Origin of the sequence: Pseudomonas putida (genome assembly GCF_025905425.1) — a bacterium.
Classification (GTDB): Bacteria; Pseudomonadota; Gammaproteobacteria; order Pseudomonadales; family Pseudomonadaceae; genus Aquipseudomonas; species Aquipseudomonas putida_AF.
Window position 1 is genome coordinate 5,391,004 of the sequence record NZ_CP109603.1, and the last position, 18,368, is coordinate 5,409,371.

General features: G+C 63.2%; 20 protein-coding genes. 6 read left to right on the top strand and 14 right to left on the bottom strand.

Features of this window, described 5'->3' with window-relative positions; translation table 11 throughout:
* Positions 1–27: 27 nt before the first annotated feature.
* The gene (gene phoR / locus OGV19_RS24295; RefSeq protein ID WP_264310995.1) at positions 28–1,335 is read right to left on the bottom strand and encodes a phosphate regulon sensor histidine kinase PhoR; all 1,308 of its coding nucleotides are present in this window, start codon (positions 1,333–1,335) and stop codon (positions 28–30) included.
* Positions 1,336–1,380: 45 nt separating this feature from the next.
* Positions 1,381–2,070 carry a phosphate regulon transcriptional regulator PhoB gene (gene phoB / locus OGV19_RS24300; RefSeq protein WP_003253341.1) on the bottom strand — a complete coding sequence of 230 codons (690 nt, stop codon included), beginning with the start codon at positions 2,068–2,070 and terminating at the stop codon, positions 1,381–1,383.
* Positions 2,071–2,242: 172 nt separating this feature from the next.
* On the opposite strand from phoB, the gene OGV19_RS24305 reads away from it, so the two are divergent.
* Positions 2,243–2,611, top strand: a complete 369-nt coding sequence (locus OGV19_RS24305; RefSeq protein ID WP_264310996.1) for a COG4315 family predicted lipoprotein — start codon at positions 2,243–2,245, stop codon at positions 2,609–2,611.
* Between the two features lie 94 nt (positions 2,612–2,705).
* Here OGV19_RS24305 and ubiA read toward each other — a convergent pair whose 3' ends face one another.
* A complete protein-coding gene (gene ubiA / locus OGV19_RS24310) occupies positions 2,706–3,596 on the bottom strand; it encodes a 4-hydroxybenzoate octaprenyltransferase (protein WP_264310997.1) in 891 nt (296 codons plus the stop codon).
* Complete coding sequence (locus OGV19_RS24315; RefSeq protein ID WP_264310998.1) at positions 3,596–4,153, bottom strand: chorismate--pyruvate lyase family protein; 558 nt, start codon at positions 4,151–4,153, stop codon at positions 3,596–3,598. Before OGV19_RS24315 ends, ubiA begins: the two co-directional genes overlap by 1 nt.
* Before the next feature lie 170 nt (positions 4,154–4,323).
* Here OGV19_RS24315 and OGV19_RS24320 point away from each other — a divergent pair, with 170 nt between their 5' ends.
* From OGV19_RS24320 to OGV19_RS24335, 4 genes are all read left to right on the top strand, one after another.
* Positions 4,324–4,491 carry a rubredoxin gene (locus OGV19_RS24320; protein ID WP_264310999.1) on the top strand — a complete coding sequence of 56 codons (168 nt, stop codon included), beginning with the start codon at positions 4,324–4,326 and terminating at the stop codon, positions 4,489–4,491.
* Between the two features lie 33 nt (positions 4,492–4,524).
* Positions 4,525–5,673, top strand: a complete 1,149-nt coding sequence (locus OGV19_RS24325) for an NAD(P)/FAD-dependent oxidoreductase (protein WP_264311000.1) — start codon at positions 4,525–4,527, stop codon at positions 5,671–5,673.
* 188 nt (positions 5,674–5,861) lie between these two features.
* Entirely contained in the window at positions 5,862–6,161 is a 300-nt protein-coding gene (locus OGV19_RS24330; RefSeq protein ID WP_027592139.1) for an HU family DNA-binding protein, read from the top strand.
* A gap of 148 nt (positions 6,162–6,309) precedes the next feature.
* Positions 6,310–6,684: a helicase gene (locus OGV19_RS24335; RefSeq protein ID WP_264311001.1), complete on the top strand. Its 375-nt coding sequence runs from the start codon at positions 6,310–6,312 to the stop codon at positions 6,682–6,684.
* A gap of 63 nt (positions 6,685–6,747) precedes the next feature.
* Here the strand turns inward: OGV19_RS24335 and OGV19_RS24340 are convergent, their stop codons facing one another.
* The 6 genes from OGV19_RS24340 to exbB all read right to left on the bottom strand — a co-directional run bounded on the left by OGV19_RS24340 (position 6,748) and on the right by exbB (position 13,491).
* The gene (locus OGV19_RS24340) at positions 6,748–8,151 is read right to left on the bottom strand and encodes an aminoacyl-tRNA deacylase and HDOD domain-containing protein (protein ID WP_264311002.1); all 1,404 of its coding nucleotides are present in this window, start codon (positions 8,149–8,151) and stop codon (positions 6,748–6,750) included.
* 78 nt (positions 8,152–8,229) lie between these two features.
* Positions 8,230–10,308 carry an ATP-dependent DNA helicase RecG gene (recG, locus tag OGV19_RS24345; RefSeq protein ID WP_264311003.1) on the bottom strand — a complete coding sequence of 693 codons (2,079 nt, stop codon included), beginning with the start codon at positions 10,306–10,308 and terminating at the stop codon, positions 8,230–8,232.
* 3 nt (positions 10,309–10,311) lie between these two features.
* Entirely contained in the window at positions 10,312–11,238 is a 927-nt protein-coding gene (locus OGV19_RS24350; RefSeq protein WP_264311004.1) for a hydrogen peroxide-inducible genes activator, read from the bottom strand.
* A gap of 94 nt (positions 11,239–11,332) precedes the next feature.
* Positions 11,333–12,064, bottom strand: coding sequence for an energy transducer TonB (locus OGV19_RS24355; RefSeq protein ID WP_264311005.1), 732 nt, complete (start codon positions 12,062–12,064; stop codon positions 11,333–11,335).
* Complete coding sequence (gene exbD, locus OGV19_RS24360) at positions 12,061–12,489, bottom strand: TonB system transport protein ExbD (protein WP_264311006.1); 429 nt, start codon at positions 12,487–12,489, stop codon at positions 12,061–12,063. The genes OGV19_RS24355 and exbD overlap by 4 nt, the downstream gene beginning before the upstream one ends.
* Before the next feature lie 3 nt (positions 12,490–12,492).
* Complete coding sequence (gene exbB / locus OGV19_RS24365) at positions 12,493–13,491, bottom strand: tonB-system energizer ExbB (RefSeq protein ID WP_264311007.1); 999 nt, start codon at positions 13,489–13,491, stop codon at positions 12,493–12,495.
* 192 nt (positions 13,492–13,683) lie between these two features.
* Between exbB and OGV19_RS24370 the strand changes: the two genes are divergently transcribed.
* On the top strand, positions 13,684–14,541 hold the full coding sequence (locus OGV19_RS24370; protein WP_264311008.1) for an SDR family oxidoreductase: 858 nt from the start codon (positions 13,684–13,686) through the stop codon (positions 14,539–14,541).
* An 83-nt stretch (positions 14,542–14,624) separates the two neighbouring features.
* Here OGV19_RS24370 and OGV19_RS24375 read toward each other — a convergent pair whose 3' ends face one another.
* From OGV19_RS24375 to rpoZ, 4 genes are read right to left on the bottom strand one after another with little or no spacing between them, the layout of a single operon-like run.
* Positions 14,625–15,350: a hypothetical protein gene (locus tag OGV19_RS24375; RefSeq protein ID WP_264311009.1), complete on the bottom strand. Its 726-nt coding sequence runs from the start codon at positions 15,348–15,350 to the stop codon at positions 14,625–14,627.
* A gap of 56 nt (positions 15,351–15,406) precedes the next feature.
* Positions 15,407–15,787, bottom strand: a complete 381-nt coding sequence (locus OGV19_RS24380; protein ID WP_033702322.1) for a deaminase RidA — start codon at positions 15,785–15,787, stop codon at positions 15,407–15,409.
* A 23-nt stretch (positions 15,788–15,810) separates the two neighbouring features.
* Positions 15,811–17,919 (bottom strand): bifunctional GTP diphosphokinase/guanosine-3',5'-bis pyrophosphate 3'-pyrophosphohydrolase, encoded by a 2,109-nt coding sequence (spoT, locus tag OGV19_RS24385; protein WP_264311010.1) that lies wholly within the window; start codon positions 17,917–17,919, stop codon positions 15,811–15,813.
* A gap of 59 nt (positions 17,920–17,978) precedes the next feature.
* Positions 17,979–18,242, bottom strand: a complete 264-nt coding sequence (gene rpoZ, locus OGV19_RS24390; protein WP_012312123.1) for a DNA-directed RNA polymerase subunit omega — start codon at positions 18,240–18,242, stop codon at positions 17,979–17,981.
* Positions 18,243–18,368 lie beyond the last annotated feature (126 nt).

Genomic DNA, 18,368 nt, shown 5'->3' on the forward strand with positions numbered 1-18,368 from the left:
CTTTGAAGGGGCTGCTGCGCAGCCTTCTCAACCCTTGCCGTTAGCCAATTGTGTCGGCGCAAAATGGCAGGTGAAGGTACTCCCATGCCCCGGCACACTGCTGATCTCCAAGCGCCCGCGATGGCGCAGCAGCACGTGCTTGACGATCGCCAGGCCCAACCCCGTCCCCCCGGTATTGGACGCCCGGCTGGAATCGACCCGGTAGAACCGCTCGGTCAATCGCGGCAAATGCTTGGCATCGATGCCAATACCCGAGTCCTGCACGCTCAGGTGCGCACCCTGGGCATCGGCCCACCAGCGGATACGGATGCTGCCAGCGTCCGGGGTGTACTTGACCGCGTTGAACACCAGGTTGGAGAACGCACTGCGCAGCTCTGCTTCACTGCCCTTTAAGCACACGCCGGGCGCAGCTTCCAGGCTGATGCGCTGGTTGCGCGGCCCGGACAGCGCCTGGGCGTCGCCCTTGATCGATTGCAGCAGGGCATCAACGGGCACCGGCAGGTTGTCGGACGGGTAGTCGGTGGCTTCCAGCTTGGCCAGCAGCAACAGGTCGTTGAGCAGGGTTTGCATGCGTGAACCTTGCTGGCTCATCTGCTGCAGGGCCCGGGTCCAGCGCGGGTTCACGTCCTCGACGTTGTCGAGCAAGGTTTCCAGGTAGCCGGTAATCACCGTCAGCGGCGTACGCAGCTCGTGGGAAACGTTGGCGACGAAGTCTTTGCGCATCTGTTCGAGCTGGTGGATGCGGGTAACGTCGCGCACCAGCATCAGGTGCTCGTTGTTGCCGTAGCGGGTGATGTGCAACTGCACGCGCAGGCGGTCATTGATCGGCGAGGGGATTTCCAGCGGTTCGACGTAGTTTTCCGCTTCGAAGTACTCCTTGAAGCGAGGGTGGCGTACCAGATTGGTCACCTGCTGGCCGCCGTCTTGCGGGGTCTTGAAACCCAGCAGGGTTTCGGCGGCGCGGTTCCACCATTCCAGGTTGCCGTCGCTGTCGAGCATGATCACCGCGTCGCGCAGCGCAGCGGTGGACTCCTGCACCCGGTCGATCACCGCCTGCAGGCGACCGCGCACGCGTTGGTCGCGACGTTGCAGGTGATAGATGCTGTCGAACACTTCGCCCCACAGGCCGTAGCCGTCCGGGGGGGCCTCGTCGGGTTGATGATTGCGCAGCCAGTCATGCAGGCGCAGCAGCTGCTTGAGGGTCCAACCCAGGTACAGTGCCAGGCCGATGGCCAGGCTCCAGCCGTAGTAACCGCTGACCAGCCCGCCGACCAGGCAGACAGTGATCAGCAGCAGCAGGTGGCGAATCAGGGTCGCGTGCCAGTTCTGGTTCAATTGACGGTCCTTGTACAACGACGTGCAGCCAGGCGTGCAGGCGTGTCAGCTCTTGGTCGAGAAGCGGTAGCCCGTGCCCCGGACGGTTTGTACCAGATTTTCGTAGGCTTCACCCAGCGCCTTGCGCAGGCGGCGGATGTGCACGTCGACGGTACGCTCCTCGACATAGACGTTGCCGCCCCAGACCTGGTCGAGCAGCTGGCCACGGGTGTAGGCGCGCTCCTGGTGGGTCATGAAGAACTGCAGCAGGCGGTATTCGGTGGGGCCCATCTCGGCGGGCTTGCCGTCAATGGTCACGCGGTGGCTGATCGGGTCAAGCAGCAGGCCGCCGACTTCGATTGGCGCCTCGCTGTCGCTCGGGCCGGTGCGACGCAGCACGGCTTTCAGGCGGGCGACCAGTTCGCGGGGCGAGAACGGCTTGGTGATGTAGTCATCGGCGCCCACCTCCAGGCCCTGGATCTTGTTGTCCTCTTCACCCTTGGCGGTGAGCATGATGATCGGGATATCCCCGGTCAACTCGTCACGCTTGAGGCGGCGGGCCAGTTCGATGCCTGAGGTGCCCGGGAGCATCCAGTCGAGCAGGATCAGGTCAGGCTTGCGGTCGACGATGATCGCGTGGGCCTGCTGGGAGTTCTCCGCTTCCAGGCAGTCGTAGCCGGCCATTTCCAATGCAACGGCGATCATCTCGCGAATAGGCGCTTCGTCGTCGACGATCAGAATGTTCCTGCCAACCATGCTCAAAACCTCTCCTGGAAAATCGTGTCTGGCCCGCATTAGATAACGGAATTATTGCAGCTGTGTGACAGGACATTGGCTGTTCTGGCGACATTCCATGACTGAACTAGGCTTCAAGGGGCCGCTGCGGCGGCAATCCGAACTCATTTCCCCCGTAACAATGGTGAATCCAATGACACGACATACGCTGAGCTGGATGGCCCTTTTCGCTGCGCTGGCGCTTCCGGGGGTGGCCTCAGCCCACCATGCGATGGAGAAGAACGGCATGTGGGTCGATCATGCCGGCATGACGCTGTACACCTTTGACAAAGACGCCGGTGGCAAGTCGATGTGCAATGGCGAGTGTGCGACTAACTGGCCGCCATTGAAGGTGATGGATGGTGAAAAGGCCGATGGCAAGTGGACGCAGATCAAGCGTGACGACGGCTCGATGCAGTGGGCCTATGACGGCAAGCCGCTGTACACCTTCATCAAGGACAAGAAGGCCGGCGACACGACCGGTGACGGCATGAAAGACGTCTGGCACGTCGCCAAGCCTTGAGATAGGCGGGGCCGCTTCCACATTGATCGGCGTATGCAGGACCATGTGGGAGCGGCCTTGTGCCGCGATGGGCTGCAAAGCAGCCCCAGAAGAGTCAGCGCAATGCGTAATCCAGTACCACCCCAATAAACACCAGCAACCCCGCCCAGTGATTGTGCAAAAACGCCTTGAAGCATGACTCCCGGTCCAGCTTGCGCGTCGACCAGAACTCCCAGGCAAAGCACAAGGCAGCCCCCAGCAGCCCCAGATGGAACCAGCCGCCCAGCTCGAAGCGGCTGCCCGCCAGCAGCAGGCAACCCAACGACAGCAACTGCAAGGTCAGGATGATGGCCCGGTCGGCCTCGCCGAACAGGATGGCGGTCGATTTAACACCAATCTTCAGGTCATCGTCCCGGTCGACCATGGCGTAGTAGGTGTCATAGCCCACGGTCCACAGCAGGTTGGCGATGTACAGCAGCCAGGCACTGGCCGGCAGTTCGCCCCCGGCAGCAGTGAAGGCCATGGGAATCCCCCAGGAGTACGCGGCGCCCAGCACCACCTGCGGGTAATAGGTGTAGCGCTTCATGAAGGGGTAGCAGAACGCCAGGGCGACCGCGCCAAACGACAGCCAGACAGTCCGGCTGTTGGTGCACAGCACCAGCAGGAAGCTCACCCCGACCAGGATCGCGAACAGCGCCAGTGCCTCGCGGGGTTTGACCCGGCCGCTGGCCAAGGGGCGGTCGGCGGTGCGTTTGACGTGGCCATCGACCTTGCGGTCGGCGAAGTCATTGATGCAGCAGCCGGCGGCGCGCATCAGCACCACGCCAAGGCCGAAAATCAGCACGTTGGCCACGGTCGGCGACCCTTGCCCGGCAATCCACACGGCCGACAGGGTCGGCCACAGCAGCAGGTAGATACCGATGGGGCGGTCCATGCGGGTGAGCTGAACAAAGTCCCAGGCGCGCGGGTGCAGGCGGTTGAGCGACTTGAGCAGTTGCAGGTACATCAGCGGTTTTCCTCCTTGGCCGCTTGCCACAATGCTGGCAGGAATACCTCGGCCACCAGCAGGTCCAGGCCGTCCCGCTCGAAGCGTGAGCGTCGGCCCCACAGCGCATCATGCTGGGCCTCTGCCGGCAACCAGGCCTGTGGATAACGGCACACTTCGAGCGGGTGGCGAATGAACGCCTGATCACAGAACAGCAACTCGCCCAGCGAGCGGCTGCCCAGGGTTTCGAGGTCCAGGCCGCCGCGCTCAAGGGCACTGCGGCTGGCCACGCTGCGGGCGAACACCCAGGGTTGGCCATGGCCACGCAGGTACACCTCGCGTACCCAGCCTTGCGCCCCAGGCGCGATGCCCAGGGCCAGGCACTCGTCATCGCGCAGGGGCTGCCAGCCTTCCAGCAGCGGGGTGACGGAAAAGTGGTCATGGGACAGGTGGGTCAGGCGGCGCGTCAGCGAGCCCTCGTCGAACAGCCAGTCCAGGGTCGGCTGGTCGATGTCGGTCGCCAGCTGTGAATACGGCAGCCACGCGACAGCGGCTGCTTGCGGGGATTCGTACGACACGTCGGTATGCTTGTTACAGCCAGAGAGGCGGCGAGCTTAGCATGATTGCCCCGACTGCTTGCATACTGCTGGCAGGGCCAGTAAAAAGCCCCCAAAGATTGCGCGGCGGACCCTTTGCGGGCCATCAGCAGCAACATCAAGCCCGAGCCTGAAACGAGGAATCCGCACCCATGAAAAAATGGCAATGTATTGTCTGTGGCCTGATCTACGACGAAGCCGAAGGCTGGCCCGACGACGGCATCACCCCCGGCACCCGTTGGGAAGACGTGCCTGAAGACTGGCTGTGCCCTGACTGCGGCGTTGGCAAGAGCGACTTCGAAATGATCGCCATCGGCTGATCGCAACTCTGTTCCCACTGAGGAAAGCACGACATGACGTCCCCTGTAGTCATCATCGGTACTGGCCTGGCCGGCTACAACCTGGCCCGTGAATTTCGCAAGCTCGATGGCGAGACGCCGCTGCTGTTGATTACCGCCGACGATGGTCGTTCCTACTCCAAACCCATGCTCTCCATGGGTTTTGCCAAGCTCAAGGATGCCGATGGGTTGTGCATGGCCGAGCCAGGCGCGATGGCCGAGCAGCTCAAAGCGGAAATCCGCACCCACACCCGCATCAGCGGCATCGACCCCGGCCACAAGCGCCTATGGATCGGCGAAGAAGCCGTGGCCTATCGCGACCTGGTGCTGGCCTGGGGCGCCCAGACCGTGCAGGTGCCGATCGAGGGCGACGCTGGCGGGCAGGTCTTCCCGATCAACGACCTGGAGGACTACGCGCGCTTTCGCGCCGCCGCTGCCGGTAAGCAGCGCGTGCTGATTCTGGGCGCCGGGCTGATCGGCTGCGAATTTGCCAATGACCTGAGCCTGGGCGGGTTCCAGGTCGATGTGGTGGCCCCTTGCGAACAGGTCATGCCGACCCTGTTGCATCCCGCTGCCGCCGCTGCCGTGCAGGCCGGGCTCGAAGGCCTGGGCGTGCGCTTTCACCTGGGCCCCGTGTTGACGCGTCTGCAGCGTACGGCACAGGGCCTTGAAGCGCACCTGTCCGACGGCAGCGTGATCGCCTGTGACCTGGTGGTTTCAGCCATCGGCTTGCGCCCCCGCACCGATCTGGCCGCTGCCGCCGGCCTGCAGATCAACCGCGGCGTGGCAGTGGACCGCCAGTTGCGCACCTCCCACAGCAATATCTACGCCCTTGGCGACTGTGCCGAGGTCGATGGCATCAACTTGCTTTATGTGATGCCGCTGATGAGCTGCGCCCGGGCCTTGGCGCAGACCCTGGCCGGCAACCCCACGGCCGTCAGCTACGGGCCGATGCCGATCACCGTGAAGACGCCTGCGTGCCCGCTGGTTGTTTCGCCGCCACCGCACGGGCATGACGGCGACTGGCAGGTAGAAGGGCAGGGCAGCGACCTCAAGGTGCTCTGTCACGATGCCGACGGCAAGCTGCTGGGCTATGCCCTGACCGGTGCGGCTGTAATGGAAAAGCTGGCCCTGAATCGTCAACTACCCCCGGTAATGGCGTAAATAGAGGGCGTTCTGTCGGATTTATCCTGTTGTTGCTCGCACAATGGCCGCCCTGATACTGGCGCGGCCTCGGTGGGCGTGCCATTCTCACTCCCGTCTGCCGCAGATTAGAGCCTGCGGTGCCTTGAGCGCTGCTCCCAGAGGCAGCACGGCATAACAACAAGAAATTCCGTCAATGAGGCTTCACTATGCGCAAACCAGAACTCGCCGCTGTCATCGCCGAAAAGGCCGATCTGACTAAGGAAAAGGCCAACGTGGTGCTGAACGCGATTCTCGACAGCATCACCGGTGCCCTGGACAAGGACACCGTGACCCTGGTCGGTTTCGGTACCTTTGAAAAACGTCATCGTGGTGCGCGCACCGGCAAGAACCCGCAGACCGGCGAGCCGGTGAAGATCAAGGCCAGCAACACCGTGGCCTTCAAGCCAGGCAAGAACCTGCGCGACAGCGTCAACGTGCCTGCAAAGCCTGCCAAGAAAGGCAAGTGATCCACACCTGACAACCCCCAGTGTCAGTCAAGCGGGCGCCCTAGGGCGCCCGTTGTGCTTTCTGTAGGGATATGTTGCGAACTTGCATAAATAGTTCTGGAAGAGGATAAACTGCGCAGCTCAGTCATTTTTTATTCGAGGCGCGTTGATGAAGTTTCGCTTTCTTCTCTGGGCCATGGGGCTGTTGATGGCCAGGGCCAGCCGTAACAACCCGGCGTTCAAGCAGCAGCTCAAGGACAAGAATCTGGTTTTCCAGATGCAGACCCTGGACGGCAAAATCGCCCGCCACTTCATCGTCAGCGACGAGCGCATCAGCAGCAAAGGGGGCGCACACCCGCAGCCCGCCTTCGCCATTGCGTTCAAGGATGCCGCTTACGGGTTTGCCACGCTGCAGGCGGGCAACAAGCAGTTGGCCTTCATGCAGGGGATCCAGGACAAAAACATCCAGATCAAGGGCAATCCGGCGCTGGTGATGTGGTTCCAGGGCTTGATGAAGTACCTAAAACCGAAGAAAAAGCGCTGATATGTCACTGTAGGAGCAGCCGTGTGCTGCTCCTACCAGGGTTGCGCATGACGTTTCAGGCTATCAATGCGGGGCGTGAAACTGCGATGCCAGTTCCCGCAGCAAGGTCTCTGCCTCCAGCACCTTGTTCACCACATCCTCGGCCTTCTCCCGAGTCACCCCCAGCCGCTCCAGCAGCTCATCGGGGATATCTTCCTGTGGCCCCGAGCCAATCCCGCGTAAACGCAGCAAGCGAGTCGCCAGGCACACCAGGTTGGCGAACGCCGCGTAGTCGCCGTCATAGGACGGGTCGTGCTGGAAGCGCAGCGCAGTCGAGAGTTCTTCCGGCATATCCCACAGCTTCATCAGCCAAGCGCCGATCTGTTCGCGGTTGATACCCAGCAGGTGTTGTTCCACGTAGGTGTGGCACAGGTGCGGGTTGACTTCCAGGTGACGGCAGATCAGCGAGAAGTGGGGTGGGAACACGTGCGCCAGCAGCAGATAGCCGAAGTTATGCAGGAGCCCGGCCAGATAGGTCAGGCCGGCTTCCGGGCGCTCTGCCCGTGGCATGGCGCGGGTCAGGCCTTCGATGATGGCGGCGGTGTAGATCGACTGCTGCCAGTACGGTGTGGCCTGCTGCGGGTGGTCTTTGGGCAGGCTCAGGGTCTTGCCCAGGGCCAGCCCAAGGGCGAGGTTGATGACCAGGTCGAAGCCCAGCACGCGCACGATGGCGTCTTCCACCGAGCGGATCTTGCCTGGCGAGGCGTAGTAGGGCGATGCCGCCCAACTGACCACCTGGGCAGCCAGTGCCGGGTCGGTCTCGACCACGCCAGTAATGTCATCGATGCTGGCGTTGGGGTCTACCCGCAGCTTGATGATCTTCTGCGCCGTGTCGGCCAGTGGCGGGATTTCGATGGTTTCTTCCAGGCGTTTCTGGATGCGTCGCGCCGTGAAGGCCTGGACCGCCTGGGTGATTTCGTCGGAGTCGTCATGGGGCCGGTCGAGGTTTGGGCTGATGGCCTCGACCTCTTGCCCAAAGCTGCTGGCGCTGGACTTGGCGAGCAAGCGCTTGAAGTTCGCGCGGTCGATTTCCAGCAGCAGGCCGGCTTCACCGGACTGAATCAGCACTTTCTCACAGTCGAGCAGGCTTTTTTCGTATTGGCACGGCGAGCTGGTCAGCGCCGGAATGCCCGGCAGGCGCTTGAGGTGATGCTTGTCGAGCATCTGCTTGAGGCGGGGCATGGACACCGCTGTCAGCTTGCGGCCAGTCAGTTCGGTCAGGCGATTGAGGTCAAGCAGCTGGCTGTGCGGGAACAACACCATCAGGGCGCCGATCTCGTCGTCGAGAAGGACCGCCTGCACCCGCGAGGCGGCAGGCAACTGCGGATGTTCGAGCACCTCGCGGTAGGCTACGCCCACCTTATCGAGCAACAGCCTGATGACAGAGGGTGCGTGTGGGGCTGCGGTTTCCAGGGCAACTTCAGTCATGGTCCGTATCCACTCGTTCTTTTAAACGCGAAGTATAACCAGTCCCGCCGCGAATCTGGATCCATTCTGGGACTGGCGTCACACTTGGCCATATTGCTGGCCATGCCGCAGCCAGCGGTCGAGCAGCGGGCTGACATGGCCCGGCCAGCGCGCGATCAGGGCTTGGGCGGCATCACGCACGGCCGGCAGCAGGTCGGCATCACGCATCAGGTCCGCGACTTTGAACTGTAGCAGGCCGGTCTGGCGTGTTCCCAGCATCTCGCCGGGGCCGCGCAGTTCCAGGTCTTTTTCGGCGATGATGAAGCCATCGTTGGTTTCACGCATGATCCCCAGGCGTTCGCGGCCAATCTGCGACAGCGGCGGGTGATACAGCAACACGCAATGGCTCACCGCGCTGCCCCGGCCAACCCGGCCACGCAGCTGGTGCAGTTGGGCCAGGCCAAGGCGTTCGGGGTTCTCGATGATCATCAGGCTGGCATTGGGCACGTCCACGCCCACCTCGATGACCGTGGTCGCCACCAGCAGTTGCAGCTCCCCAGCCTTGAACTGGGCCATGATCTCGGCCTTTTCCGCAGGCTTCATGCGCCCGTGGATAAGGCCGACGCGTAGCTCGCCCAGGGCGCTGCCAAGGTCCTCGTAGGTGCTTTCGGCTGCCTGGCAGGTCAGTTCTTCAGATTCCTCGATCAGGGTGCACACCCAATAGGCCTGGCGCCCTTCAGCGCAGGCCGCGCGTACCCGCTCGACCACCTCGAAGCGGCGGCTGTCGGCCACCAGCACGGTATTCACGGGCGTACGCCCCGGCGGCAGCTCGTCCAGGACCGAGGTGTCGAGGTCGGCGTAGGCGCTCATCGCCAAGGTCCGCGGGATCGGCGTGGCCGTCATGATCAGCTGGTGCGGGCACAGCTCGCCGGCTACGCCTTTCTTGCGCAGGGCCAGGCGTTGCTGCACGCCGAAACGGTGCTGTTCATCGATGATCGCCAAGGCCAGGTGCTTGAATTTGACCTCTTCCTGAAACAGCGCATGGGTACCCACCACCATCGGTGCACCGTTGGCGATCTGCTCCAGCGAGCTGGCCCGGGCCTTGCCCTTGAGCTTGCCAGCCAGCCATGCTACCTCGATGCCCAGCGGTTCGAGCCAGCGCTTGAAGGTGATGAAGTGCTGTTCGGCGAGAATCTCGGTGGGTGCCATCAACGCCACCTGGTAACCAGCCTCCAGGGCTTGCAGTGCCGCCAGTGCGGCGACCACTGTCTTGCCGGCGCCGACATCGCCCTGGACCAGGCGCATCATTGGCTCGGCCTGGGCGAGGTCGTAGGCGATCTCGTTGGCCACACGCTGCTGAGCACCGGTCGGCTTGAAACCCAGGTTGCCCAGGTACTGCGCCGGCAACCGAGTGGCCTTGGGCAGGACGGGGGCACGCAGGCTGCGCAGGCTCTCGCGCAGCCGTTGTTGTGACAGCTGATGGGTCAGTAACTCTTCAAAGGCCAGGCGGTGTTGAGCCCAATGCTGGCCTTCGGCAAGCTCGTCGAGGTCGGCGTCGGCCGGCGGGTTGTGCAAATAGCGGATAGCGTCGTCCAGCGGCGCCAGCTGGTAGTCCCGAGCCAGCTCGTCGGGCAGCCAGTCTGGCAGGCTGCGCGGGCCGAGCATGCCCAGGCTCTGCTGGCAGAGCAGGCGCAGGCGTTGCTGGGTAAGGCCTTCGGTGGTCGGGTAGATCGGCGTCAGGGTCTGTTCTACCGGGGGCGCTGGCTCGTCGCCGTTGAGCGCCCGGTACTCTGGGTGGTAGATCTCCAGGCCAGAGGCGCCGGGGCGGGCTTCGCCATAGCAGCGCAGGTGCGTGCCGCGTTTGAGGCCTTCTTTTTGCGCATTGCTGAAGTGATAGAAGCGCAGGCTCAACACCCCGCTGCCGTCACCCAGGCGCACCACCAGGCTGCGGCGCTTGCCCATGGTCACGTCAGCACCACTGACCACCCCTTCGATCACGGCATCCTGCCCCGGGCGCAACTCGCCAATGGGCACTACGCGGGTGCGGTCCTGGTAGCGCAGGGGCAGGTGGAACAGGATGTCCTGCAGGTTCTCCAGGCCAACCTTGGCGAGTTTTTCCGCCATGGCATCGCCCACCCCTTTGAGCACCGTGACCGGGACCTTCGACAGCTCACTCATGACTCAGGCCGGCTGTTCCACAGGGGGTTTGGCGACCGAGCAGAGGCGGATCGAGTCGGCGAGGATCTCGATGGCCTTGGGCCGCGGGAAACTGGCACGCCAGGCAATGGCCACGGTGCGGAACGGTGCCGGCGCGGTCAGCGGGCGCACTTCGATGACGCCTGGCGCGTAGTGGTGGCTGTGCACCGCCGACAGCGGCAGGATCGAAACGCCCAGGCCCGAGGCAACCATGTGGCGGATGGTCTCCAGGGAGCTGGACTCCACCGTGGTGTGGCGGGAGCCTTCGCCGCCCTTGTTCAGGGTGGGGCAGGCTTCCAGCACCTGGTCGCGGAAACAGTGGCCTTCACCGAGCAGCAGCAGGCTCTTGTCGTTGAGCATGGCGGTGTCGATGGTCTTTTTTGCCGTCCACGGGTGGTCGGCGGGCATCAAGGCGCAGAATGGCTCATCGTACAGCGGCAGGGTCAGCACGTCGGCTTCGTTGAACGGCAGGGCGATGATCACTGCGTCGAGTTCGCCGTTGCGCAGTTTTTCGCGCAGTACGTGGGTGAAGTTCTCTTCGATGTACAGCGGCATCTGCGGCGCCACGCGGTGCAGCTGCGGGATCAGGTGCGGGAACAGATAAGGGCCGACGGTATAGATGGCACCGACCTTGAGCGGGGCGGTCAGCTGGTTCTTGCCGGCCTGGGCCAGCTCGCGGATACCCTGGGCTTGTTCCAGTACCTTTTGTGCCTGGGCAACGATGCTTTCGCCGACCGGGGTCAGGCGCACCGCGCTCTTGCTGCGCTCGAAGATCAGCACGCCAAGCTCGTCCTCGAGCTTCTTCACACCGACCGACAGGGTCGGCTGGCTCACGTGGCAACGCTCGGCCGCATGGCCGAAATGCTGTTCCTGGGCGAGTGTGACGATGTAGCGTAATTCTGTGAGGGTCATAACGTGCGTCCATGAAGTTGCGAGCCCAGCATAGCGGCTGCAATTGATAGACGCACGTTATCAGACTTGCCGATGTGTGACAGAAACAAAAGTCTCAGCGGCGGTCCAGGGAGTAGACGAACGGCGCCACGACTTCGATCGTGCCGTTGTTCAGCAACTCCGGTGGCGGCTTGGGTACCGTGCCGGCCCGACGGATCATTTCCAGAGTCGCACGGTCCAGTGCTGCGCTACCCGAACCCCCTGCCATGGCGTACGACACCACCTTGCCTTCGGCATCAACCACGAAACGCAGGCGGTTGATGCCCTGCAGGCCGCGACGACGTGCGTCTTCCGGATAACGCTTGTACTTGGCCAGGTGGCGCAGCAGGTCACTCTGCCAGGTCGGCAGGGCGTTGCTGTTGGACGCGATGCTCGGTGCCGGTGCCGCGGACTTCTGCGGCGGCGTGTTGCTTGGCGGTGCGTCTACCACGCTCTCGGTCGGCGGCGCGTCCTTCGGCGGCTCAGGCTTTTTCTCAGGCTTGGGCGGCTGGGGCTTGGCCTTCGGCTTGGGCGGCTTGGCGATGGCGATCTTGGGTTTAGGGGCTTCCACCAGCTTGGGCAACGGCAGTTCTTCGACCGGTGCCGGCGGCTGTGGGACGGCTTTTGGAGGAGGTGGTGGCGCAGGCTCCGGCAGCGGTGCCAGCTCGACCACCATGGCTGCCGGTGGCAGCTCGATGGCCTGAGGCACCGACCAATTGAGCGTGAGCAGCACAGCGACGGCATGGACACCCAGCACAAGTGCCAGGCTGCCGCTGTAACGCGCCAGATTGTGCCGCGTCTTCGTCATTTCTTGGCTGCCGTCTCGAGACCTACCAGACCGACTTTGAGGTAGCCGGCCGCGCGCATGGTGTTCATCACTTCCATCAGGTCACCGTAATCCACGCCCTTGTCGGCCTGGAAGAAGATGGTGGTTTCCTTGTCGCCCTTGGTCTTGGCGTCGAGCATCGGGCCAAGCTGGTCGGGCGCAGGCACCTGATCGTCACCGACATACAGCTTCTGGTCGGCCTTGACGCTGACGAACACGGGTTTCTCGGGCCTCGGTGCCGGTTTGGCAGTCGAGGCTGGCAGGTCGACCTTGATGTCGACCGTTGCCAAGGGAGCAGCCACCATGAAGATGATCAGCAGTACCAGCATCACGTCGATAAACGGCGTAACGTTGATTTCGTGGTTTTCGGCGAGGTCGTCGCCACCTTCGTTGAGATGCAGGCCCATGGCTTACCCCACTTTCACCATGTGCGGGGCGGCGCGCTCGCTGCCTTGGTGGTCCAGATCACGGCTGACCAGCAGCAGGACCTGGGCGGAGGCGTCGGACACCTGCGCCTTGTAGCCAGCAATGGAGCGGGCGAAGACGTTATAGATGACCACGGCCGGGATTGCGGCAACCAGGCCCAAGGCTGTTGCCAGCAGGGCTTCGGCGATGCCTGGGGCAACCACTGCCAGGTTGGTGGTCTGGGTTTTGGCGATGCCGATGAAGCTGTTCATGATGCCCCACACGGTGCCGAACAAGCCGACGAAGGGTGCGGTGGAGCCGATGGTGGCGAGTACGCCGGTACCGTTGCTCATGTTGCGACCGCTGGCGGCGACCAGACGCTCCAGGCGGAAGGCGACGCGTTCCTTGATGCCTTCTTTTTCACGCGCATTGGCCGACAGGCGCATCTCTTCGAGGGCATCGTGGACCAAGGTGTGGGCCAGGGTGCCTTCCTTGTTGGAGACATCGCTGGCTTCTTTGAGGCTGGCGGACTTCTTCAGTTGTGCGATCTCGCCGCGCAGACGGCGCTTGGCGCCCAGCAGCTCGAAGCCTTTGGCGATCCAGATGGTCCAGGTGATGATCGAGGCGATGGCCAGGCCGATCATGACGATCTTCACCACGATGTCGGCGTTCTTGTACATGCCCCATGGCGACAGGTCGTGGGCCATGCCCAGCGTAGTATCCTCGACCAGTGCTTCGACGCCTGGGTCTACGGCGACAGGCGCATCGGCTGGAGCTGCGGCTGGCGCGGCGGCAACAGGTGCCGAGCCATTGGCGACTGGGGCCGGGCTGGCGACGGGTGTGGCCGGGGCAGCAGCGGCAGCAGCGGCAGCAGGGGTGCTGGCGTTGGCGGTAGGCTCATCGGCCATGGCCACTGGGGCCAGCACCAGGCTGAACATCAGCGCAGCGATGGCGCGCCAGGCGCGCGACGGGGTTGGCGAAGCGGAGGGTTGAGTACGTGTCATGCTGGCCGGACCTGATGAAGAAAAAGAGTGAACGTTCTTCAAGGCCTCGAGATAGGCCGAGAACAGATAGGGGCGCCATTATTGCAAGTAATTCTTGTTAACAAAAGTAATCTTGTTGCTTTTTTCGCCTAGGGTCTAGCCGCCCATCGTGTAGCGTGGCTGGTTTGATCAACTGGTCTAGGGAGTTTTGAGATGTCAGACCTTTCAGTAATGGTCGTAGGTTGTGGTGATGTAGGCGGCCGTCTTGCCCGGCAATTGCTCGCCCGTGGCTGGCATGTGAGCGGCCTGCGCCGCTCGATCGAGCAACTGCCCGAGGGCGTTGCGCCGGTGGCTGCCGACCTGTCCGAAGCCGCTATTCCAGCGGCGTGGCCGCAGCGTGCGCCGGATTACCTGGTGTATTGCGTGGCGGCCAGCCAGCACGACGAGGCGGGGTATCAGGCGGCTTATGTCGAGGGCCTGCGGCATGTGCTGGCCTGGCTGGGTGAGCGTGGCCAGCACCCGCGGCGCCTGCTGTTCGTGTCCAGCAGCAGCGTGTTTGCGCAAAAAGAAGGTGAGTGGATCGATGAGACGGCGGCCACTGAGCCTGAAGGGTATTCCGGCCGGGTAATGCTCGACGCCGAGCGCTTGGCCCTGGCCAGTGGTATCCCGGCAAGCGTGGTGCGTTTGACCGGCATCTACGGGCCGGGCCGAGAGTGGCTACTGAGCCAGGTGCGCCAGGGCTATCGTGTGGCCGAGGAACCGCCGCTGTATGGCAACCGGATTCATGCCGAGGATGCCGCAAGCCTGCTGGCTTATCTGCTGCAGGCCGATGCCGACGGCGTGAAGCTGGACGATTGCTATATAGGTGTCGATGACGACCCGGCGCCGCTGGCCGACGTGGTGGCCTGGTTGCGCGGTTATCTGGGCGTTACCGAATGGTCGGATGAGCAGCGGGTACGGCGTACGGGCAGCAAGCGCTGCAGCAATGCCCGCGCGCGGGCGTTGGGCTGGGTGCCAGAGTACCCAAGTTACAAAGAAGGGTATGCAGCGATTCTGAAAGGGAAAAGCTGACGGGCTGGGTTTCGCGGCCCTTATAGGAGCGGCCTTGCGTCGCGAAAGGGCCGCAAGGCCGCTCCTACAGGCCGCAATAGCTTTTAGTCTTTCTCCAGCACCCATTGCCGTGCACCGGCAGCCAATACCGGCATCTCATCCGGCTGCGCGCGGTTTACGGCCTGGAAAATCTCCAGCTTGTCGCCATCACGCTTGATGATAAACGGCGCGCCGCGCTGTTTGCGCTCCAGCCACAGGCTGTCGTTGCTGCCGCCCATGGTCGCGCAATCGCCCGCCAGGCACAGGGCAAAACGGTCCGGGCCAGGCAGGCCGCTTACGTTGCCGGTGTCGCTGAAGCGTACGGCGGTGCCTTTGCCCTGGCCGTCGATGATTTTCCAGTCACCGCCCAGGTAGGCTTGATACAACGCCTTCTCGAAGCTACCGCCCAGCGGCGAACTGCCGGGTTGCTTGACGCGCACGAAGGTTTGCTGGACCCCAGACTGGGTGGTGGTTTTCAGCTTGTCGCCATCCAGCGCCAGCTGCTCGGTCTGGCCGTCCTGGAAGCTGGCCTGCCAGTCCTTCTCGTTGGCGCTCAACTGGCCGTCGGCAGCCTCGAAGCCATTGCTGAAGCTGGCCTGCTGGTGGGCCACATCGAGTTTCCATTCGAAAACAGGGCCGTGTTCAGTCAATGCCTGACGCAGGCTGCCACCCTTGACGGCGGCTTTGATGGCGTCCTGGTTGATCCAGGTGCCGTTGAAGTCTTCGGGTTTATGGCTGGCGCAACCGCTCAAAAGCAGGGCTGCCAGCGCGATGGGCAGTGCTTGACGCATGGTGGGTAACCTTGGGGGAGAGAAGGTGGCGGGCAGAGCGCCCGCCACCGGGGGCATCACTCGATGACCAGGATCGCGTCCATTTCGACCTGGGAGCCTTTCGGCAGCGCGGCAACGCCGATGGCGGCGCGTGCTGGGTAAGGCTGTTCGAAGTAGCGGCCCATGACCTCGTTGACCTTGGCGAAGTGGCTCAGGTCGGTGAGGAAGATGTTCAGCTTGACGATGTCCTTGAACGAGCCACCAGCGGCTTCAGCCACGGCCTTGAGGTTCTCGAAGACCTGCACGGTCTGGGCCTCGAAGCCTTCGACCAGCTCCATGGTCTTGGGGTCCAGTGGGATCTGGCCCGACATGTAAACGGTGTTGCCGGCCTTGATCGCCTGGGAGTAGGTGCCGATGGCGGCAGGGGCCTTGTCGCTGGTGATGACGGACTTGCTCATGATGACTCCTTGCGGTTGGCGGACTACGTACGCATGCGGGTGATGCGGACCACACCGGTCAAGGTACGCAGCTTCTTGATCACACGCGCCAGGTGCACACGGTCGTGCACGCTGACCACCAGTTGGACCACGCTGATACGGCCGTCGCGTTCGTCCATGCTGATCTTCTCGATGTTGCCGTCGGCGGCATTGACGCTGCTGGCCAGCAGCGCGATCAGGCCGCGCTGGTGTTCCAGCTCGACGCGCAGCTCGACATTGAATTCGCCGGCGATGTCCTTGGCCCAGGAGAGCTGCACGCACTTCTCCGGGTTGTGGCGAATTTCGCTGATGTTGCGGCAGTTCTCCAGGTGCACGACCATGCCCTTGCCCGCCGACAGGTGGCCGACGATCGGGTCGCCGGGGATCGGGGTGCAGCACTTGGCGTAGCTGAGCACCAGGCCTTCGGTGCCGCGGATCGCCAGCGGGCCTTCCGGCGCCGGCAGTTGCTCACCTTCGGCTGACAGCAGGCGACGGGCGACCACATAGGCCATGCGGTTGCCCAGGCCGATGTCTTCGAGCAGGTCTTCGATCAGCTCCAGGCGGTACTCGGCGAGAATTGCCTGAATGCGCTCCTGGGGGATTTTTTCGAGGCTGCTGTCGAAACCGGTCAGTACCTTGTTCAGCAGGCGCTCGCCGAGGCTGATGGACTCGGAACGGCGCTGCTGCTTGAGCGCGTGGCGGATGTGCGTGCGCGCCTTGCCGGTGACCACGAAGTTGAGCCAGGCCGGGTTTGGCCGGGCGCCCGGCGCACTGACGATTTCGACCGTCGAGCCGCTTTGCAGCGGCTCGGACAGCGGCGCCAGGCGGCGGTTAATGCGGCAGGCGATGCAGCTATTGCCCACGTCGGTGTGCACCGCGTAGGCGAAGTCGACGGCCGTGGAGCCTTTGGGCAGCTCCATGATCCGGCCCTTGGGCGTGAACACGTAGACCTCGTCCGGGAACAGGTCGATCTTCACGCTCTCGATGAATTCCAGCGAGTTGCCTGCACGCTGCTGCAGTTCGAGGATGCCCTTGACCCACTGGCGGGCACGCGCGTGGCTGCCTTTTGGCTGTTCGTCGTCGTTGGACTTGTACAGCCAGTGCGCGGCGATGCCGTTGTTGGCCATCTCTTCCATTTCGCGGGTGCGAATCTGGATTTCGATGGGCACGCCGTGCATGCCGAACAGCGTGGTGTGCAACGACTGGTAGCCGTTGGCCTTGGGGATCGCGATGTAATCCTTGAAGCGACCGGGCAGCGGCTTGTACAGGTTGTGCACGGCGCCGAGCACGCGGTAGCAGGTGTCGACCTTGTCGACGATGATGCGGAAGGCGTACACGTCCATGATTTCGTTGAAGGCACGGCGCTTGCCGCGCATCTTCTTGTAGATGCCATAGAGGTGTTTCTGCCGGCCGCTGACCTCGCCCTCGATACCATCGGCAGCCAGGCAGTTGGCCAGCGAGTGCTCGATCTTGGCGACGATCTCTTTGCGGTTGCCGCGGGCGCTCTTGACCGCCCGGTGAATCAGCGACGAGCGCATCGGGTGCATGGCCTTGAAGCCAAGGTCTTCGAATTCGACGCGCACAGTGTGCATGCCCAGCCGGTTGGCGATGGGTGCGTAGATTTCGAGGGTTTCCTTGGCGATGCGCCGGCGTTTTTCGCCAGACAGCACTTCCAGCGTGCGCATGTTGTGCAGGCGGTCGGCCAGCTTGACCAGGATCACGCGGATATCGCGGGCCATGGCCATGGCCATCTTCTGGAAGTTCTCGGCCTGCGCCTCGGCCTTGGTCTCGAAGTTCATCTGGGTCAGCTTGCTGACCCCATCGACCAGTTCGGCGACCGTCTCGCCAAATTGCTGGCTGAGGGCTTCCTTGGCGATGCCGGTGTCTTCGATCACATCGTGCAGCATGGCCGCCATCAGGCTCTGATGGTCCATGTGCATGTCGGCGAGGATGCTGGCCACGGCCAGCGGGTGGGTCACGTAGGGCTCGCCGCTGCGGCGGCGCTGCCCATCGTGGGCCTGTTCGGCGTAGAAATAGGCGCGGCGAACCAGGTTGACCTGTTCGGGGCCCAGGTAGGTCGACAGCCGTTCGGCTAAGGCTTCTATACCCGGCATGGGTTCACCTCTTGCAGAGGAAGAGGGCCTTGTGCCGCGCGACGTCGACCTGGCATCAATCAGACAGCCTCGTTGGACTCGTCCTCGAACGCGGCGAAGACCGGATCCTCGGTGACGATCTCTTCAGCGGCGATGAACTCGTTGGTGACGATGCCTTCGGCGATTTCACGCAGGGCAACAACGGTCGGCTTGTCGTTTTCCCACGCTACGCGTGGCTCTTTGCCGCCGGTCGCCAGCTGACGGGCGCGCTTGGTCGAGAGCATGACCAGCTCAAAGCGGTTATCCACGTGTTCCAGGCAGTCTTCAACAGTTACGCGGGCCATGGTCTTCCTCAGTAGCAATTGCGGTGGGCGTGCAGCCCAATATGGGCAGGCGGACTCGATAGTTTAAAAAATCACCAGCCAATAGGGAAGCGCTGTTTTGCCGCGCGCGGATCAGGCCGCTCCCTG

What these genes read in the sequence shown, in the direction of transcription:
- phoB (WP_003253341.1), bottom strand. Translation starts at nt 2,070, where the DNA reads ATGGTTGGCAGGAACATTCTGATCGTCGACGACGAAGCGCCTATTCGC.
- OGV19_RS24305 (WP_264310996.1), top strand. Translation starts at nt 2,243, where the DNA reads ATGACACGACATACGCTGAGCTGGATGGCCCTTTTCGCTGCGCTGGCG.
- ubiA (WP_264310997.1), bottom strand. Translation starts at nt 3,596, where the DNA reads ATGTACCTGCAACTGCTCAAGTCGCTCAACCGCCTGCACCCGCGCGCC.
- OGV19_RS24320 (WP_264310999.1), top strand. Translation starts at nt 4,324, where the DNA reads ATGAAAAAATGGCAATGTATTGTCTGTGGCCTGATCTACGACGAAGCC.
- OGV19_RS24325 (WP_264311000.1), top strand. Translation starts at nt 4,525, where the DNA reads ATGACGTCCCCTGTAGTCATCATCGGTACTGGCCTGGCCGGCTACAAC.
- OGV19_RS24330 (WP_027592139.1), top strand. Translation starts at nt 5,862, where the DNA reads ATGCGCAAACCAGAACTCGCCGCTGTCATCGCCGAAAAGGCCGATCTG.
- OGV19_RS24335 (WP_264311001.1), top strand. Translation starts at nt 6,310, where the DNA reads ATGAAGTTTCGCTTTCTTCTCTGGGCCATGGGGCTGTTGATGGCCAGG.
- OGV19_RS24340 (WP_264311002.1), bottom strand. Translation starts at nt 8,151, where the DNA reads ATGACTGAAGTTGCCCTGGAAACCGCAGCCCCACACGCACCCTCTGTC.
- recG (WP_264311003.1), bottom strand. Translation starts at nt 10,308, where the DNA reads ATGAGTGAGCTGTCGAAGGTCCCGGTCACGGTGCTCAAAGGGGTGGGC.
- OGV19_RS24350 (WP_264311004.1), bottom strand. Translation starts at nt 11,238, where the DNA reads ATGACCCTCACAGAATTACGCTACATCGTCACACTCGCCCAGGAACAG.
- OGV19_RS24355 (WP_264311005.1), bottom strand. Translation starts at nt 12,064, where the DNA reads ATGACGAAGACGCGGCACAATCTGGCGCGTTACAGCGGCAGCCTGGCA.
- exbD (WP_264311006.1), bottom strand. Translation starts at nt 12,489, where the DNA reads ATGGGCCTGCATCTCAACGAAGGTGGCGACGACCTCGCCGAAAACCAC.
- exbB (WP_264311007.1), bottom strand. Translation starts at nt 13,491, where the DNA reads ATGACACGTACTCAACCCTCCGCTTCGCCAACCCCGTCGCGCGCCTGG.
- OGV19_RS24370 (WP_264311008.1), top strand. Translation starts at nt 13,684, where the DNA reads ATGTCAGACCTTTCAGTAATGGTCGTAGGTTGTGGTGATGTAGGCGGC.
- OGV19_RS24375 (WP_264311009.1), bottom strand. Translation starts at nt 15,350, where the DNA reads ATGCGTCAAGCACTGCCCATCGCGCTGGCAGCCCTGCTTTTGAGCGGT.
- OGV19_RS24380 (WP_033702322.1), bottom strand. Translation starts at nt 15,787, where the DNA reads ATGAGCAAGTCCGTCATCACCAGCGACAAGGCCCCTGCCGCCATCGGC.
- spoT (WP_264311010.1), bottom strand. Translation starts at nt 17,919, where the DNA reads ATGCCGGGTATAGAAGCCTTAGCCGAACGGCTGTCGACCTACCTGGGC.
- rpoZ (WP_012312123.1), bottom strand. Translation starts at nt 18,242, where the DNA reads ATGGCCCGCGTAACTGTTGAAGACTGCCTGGAACACGTGGATAACCGC.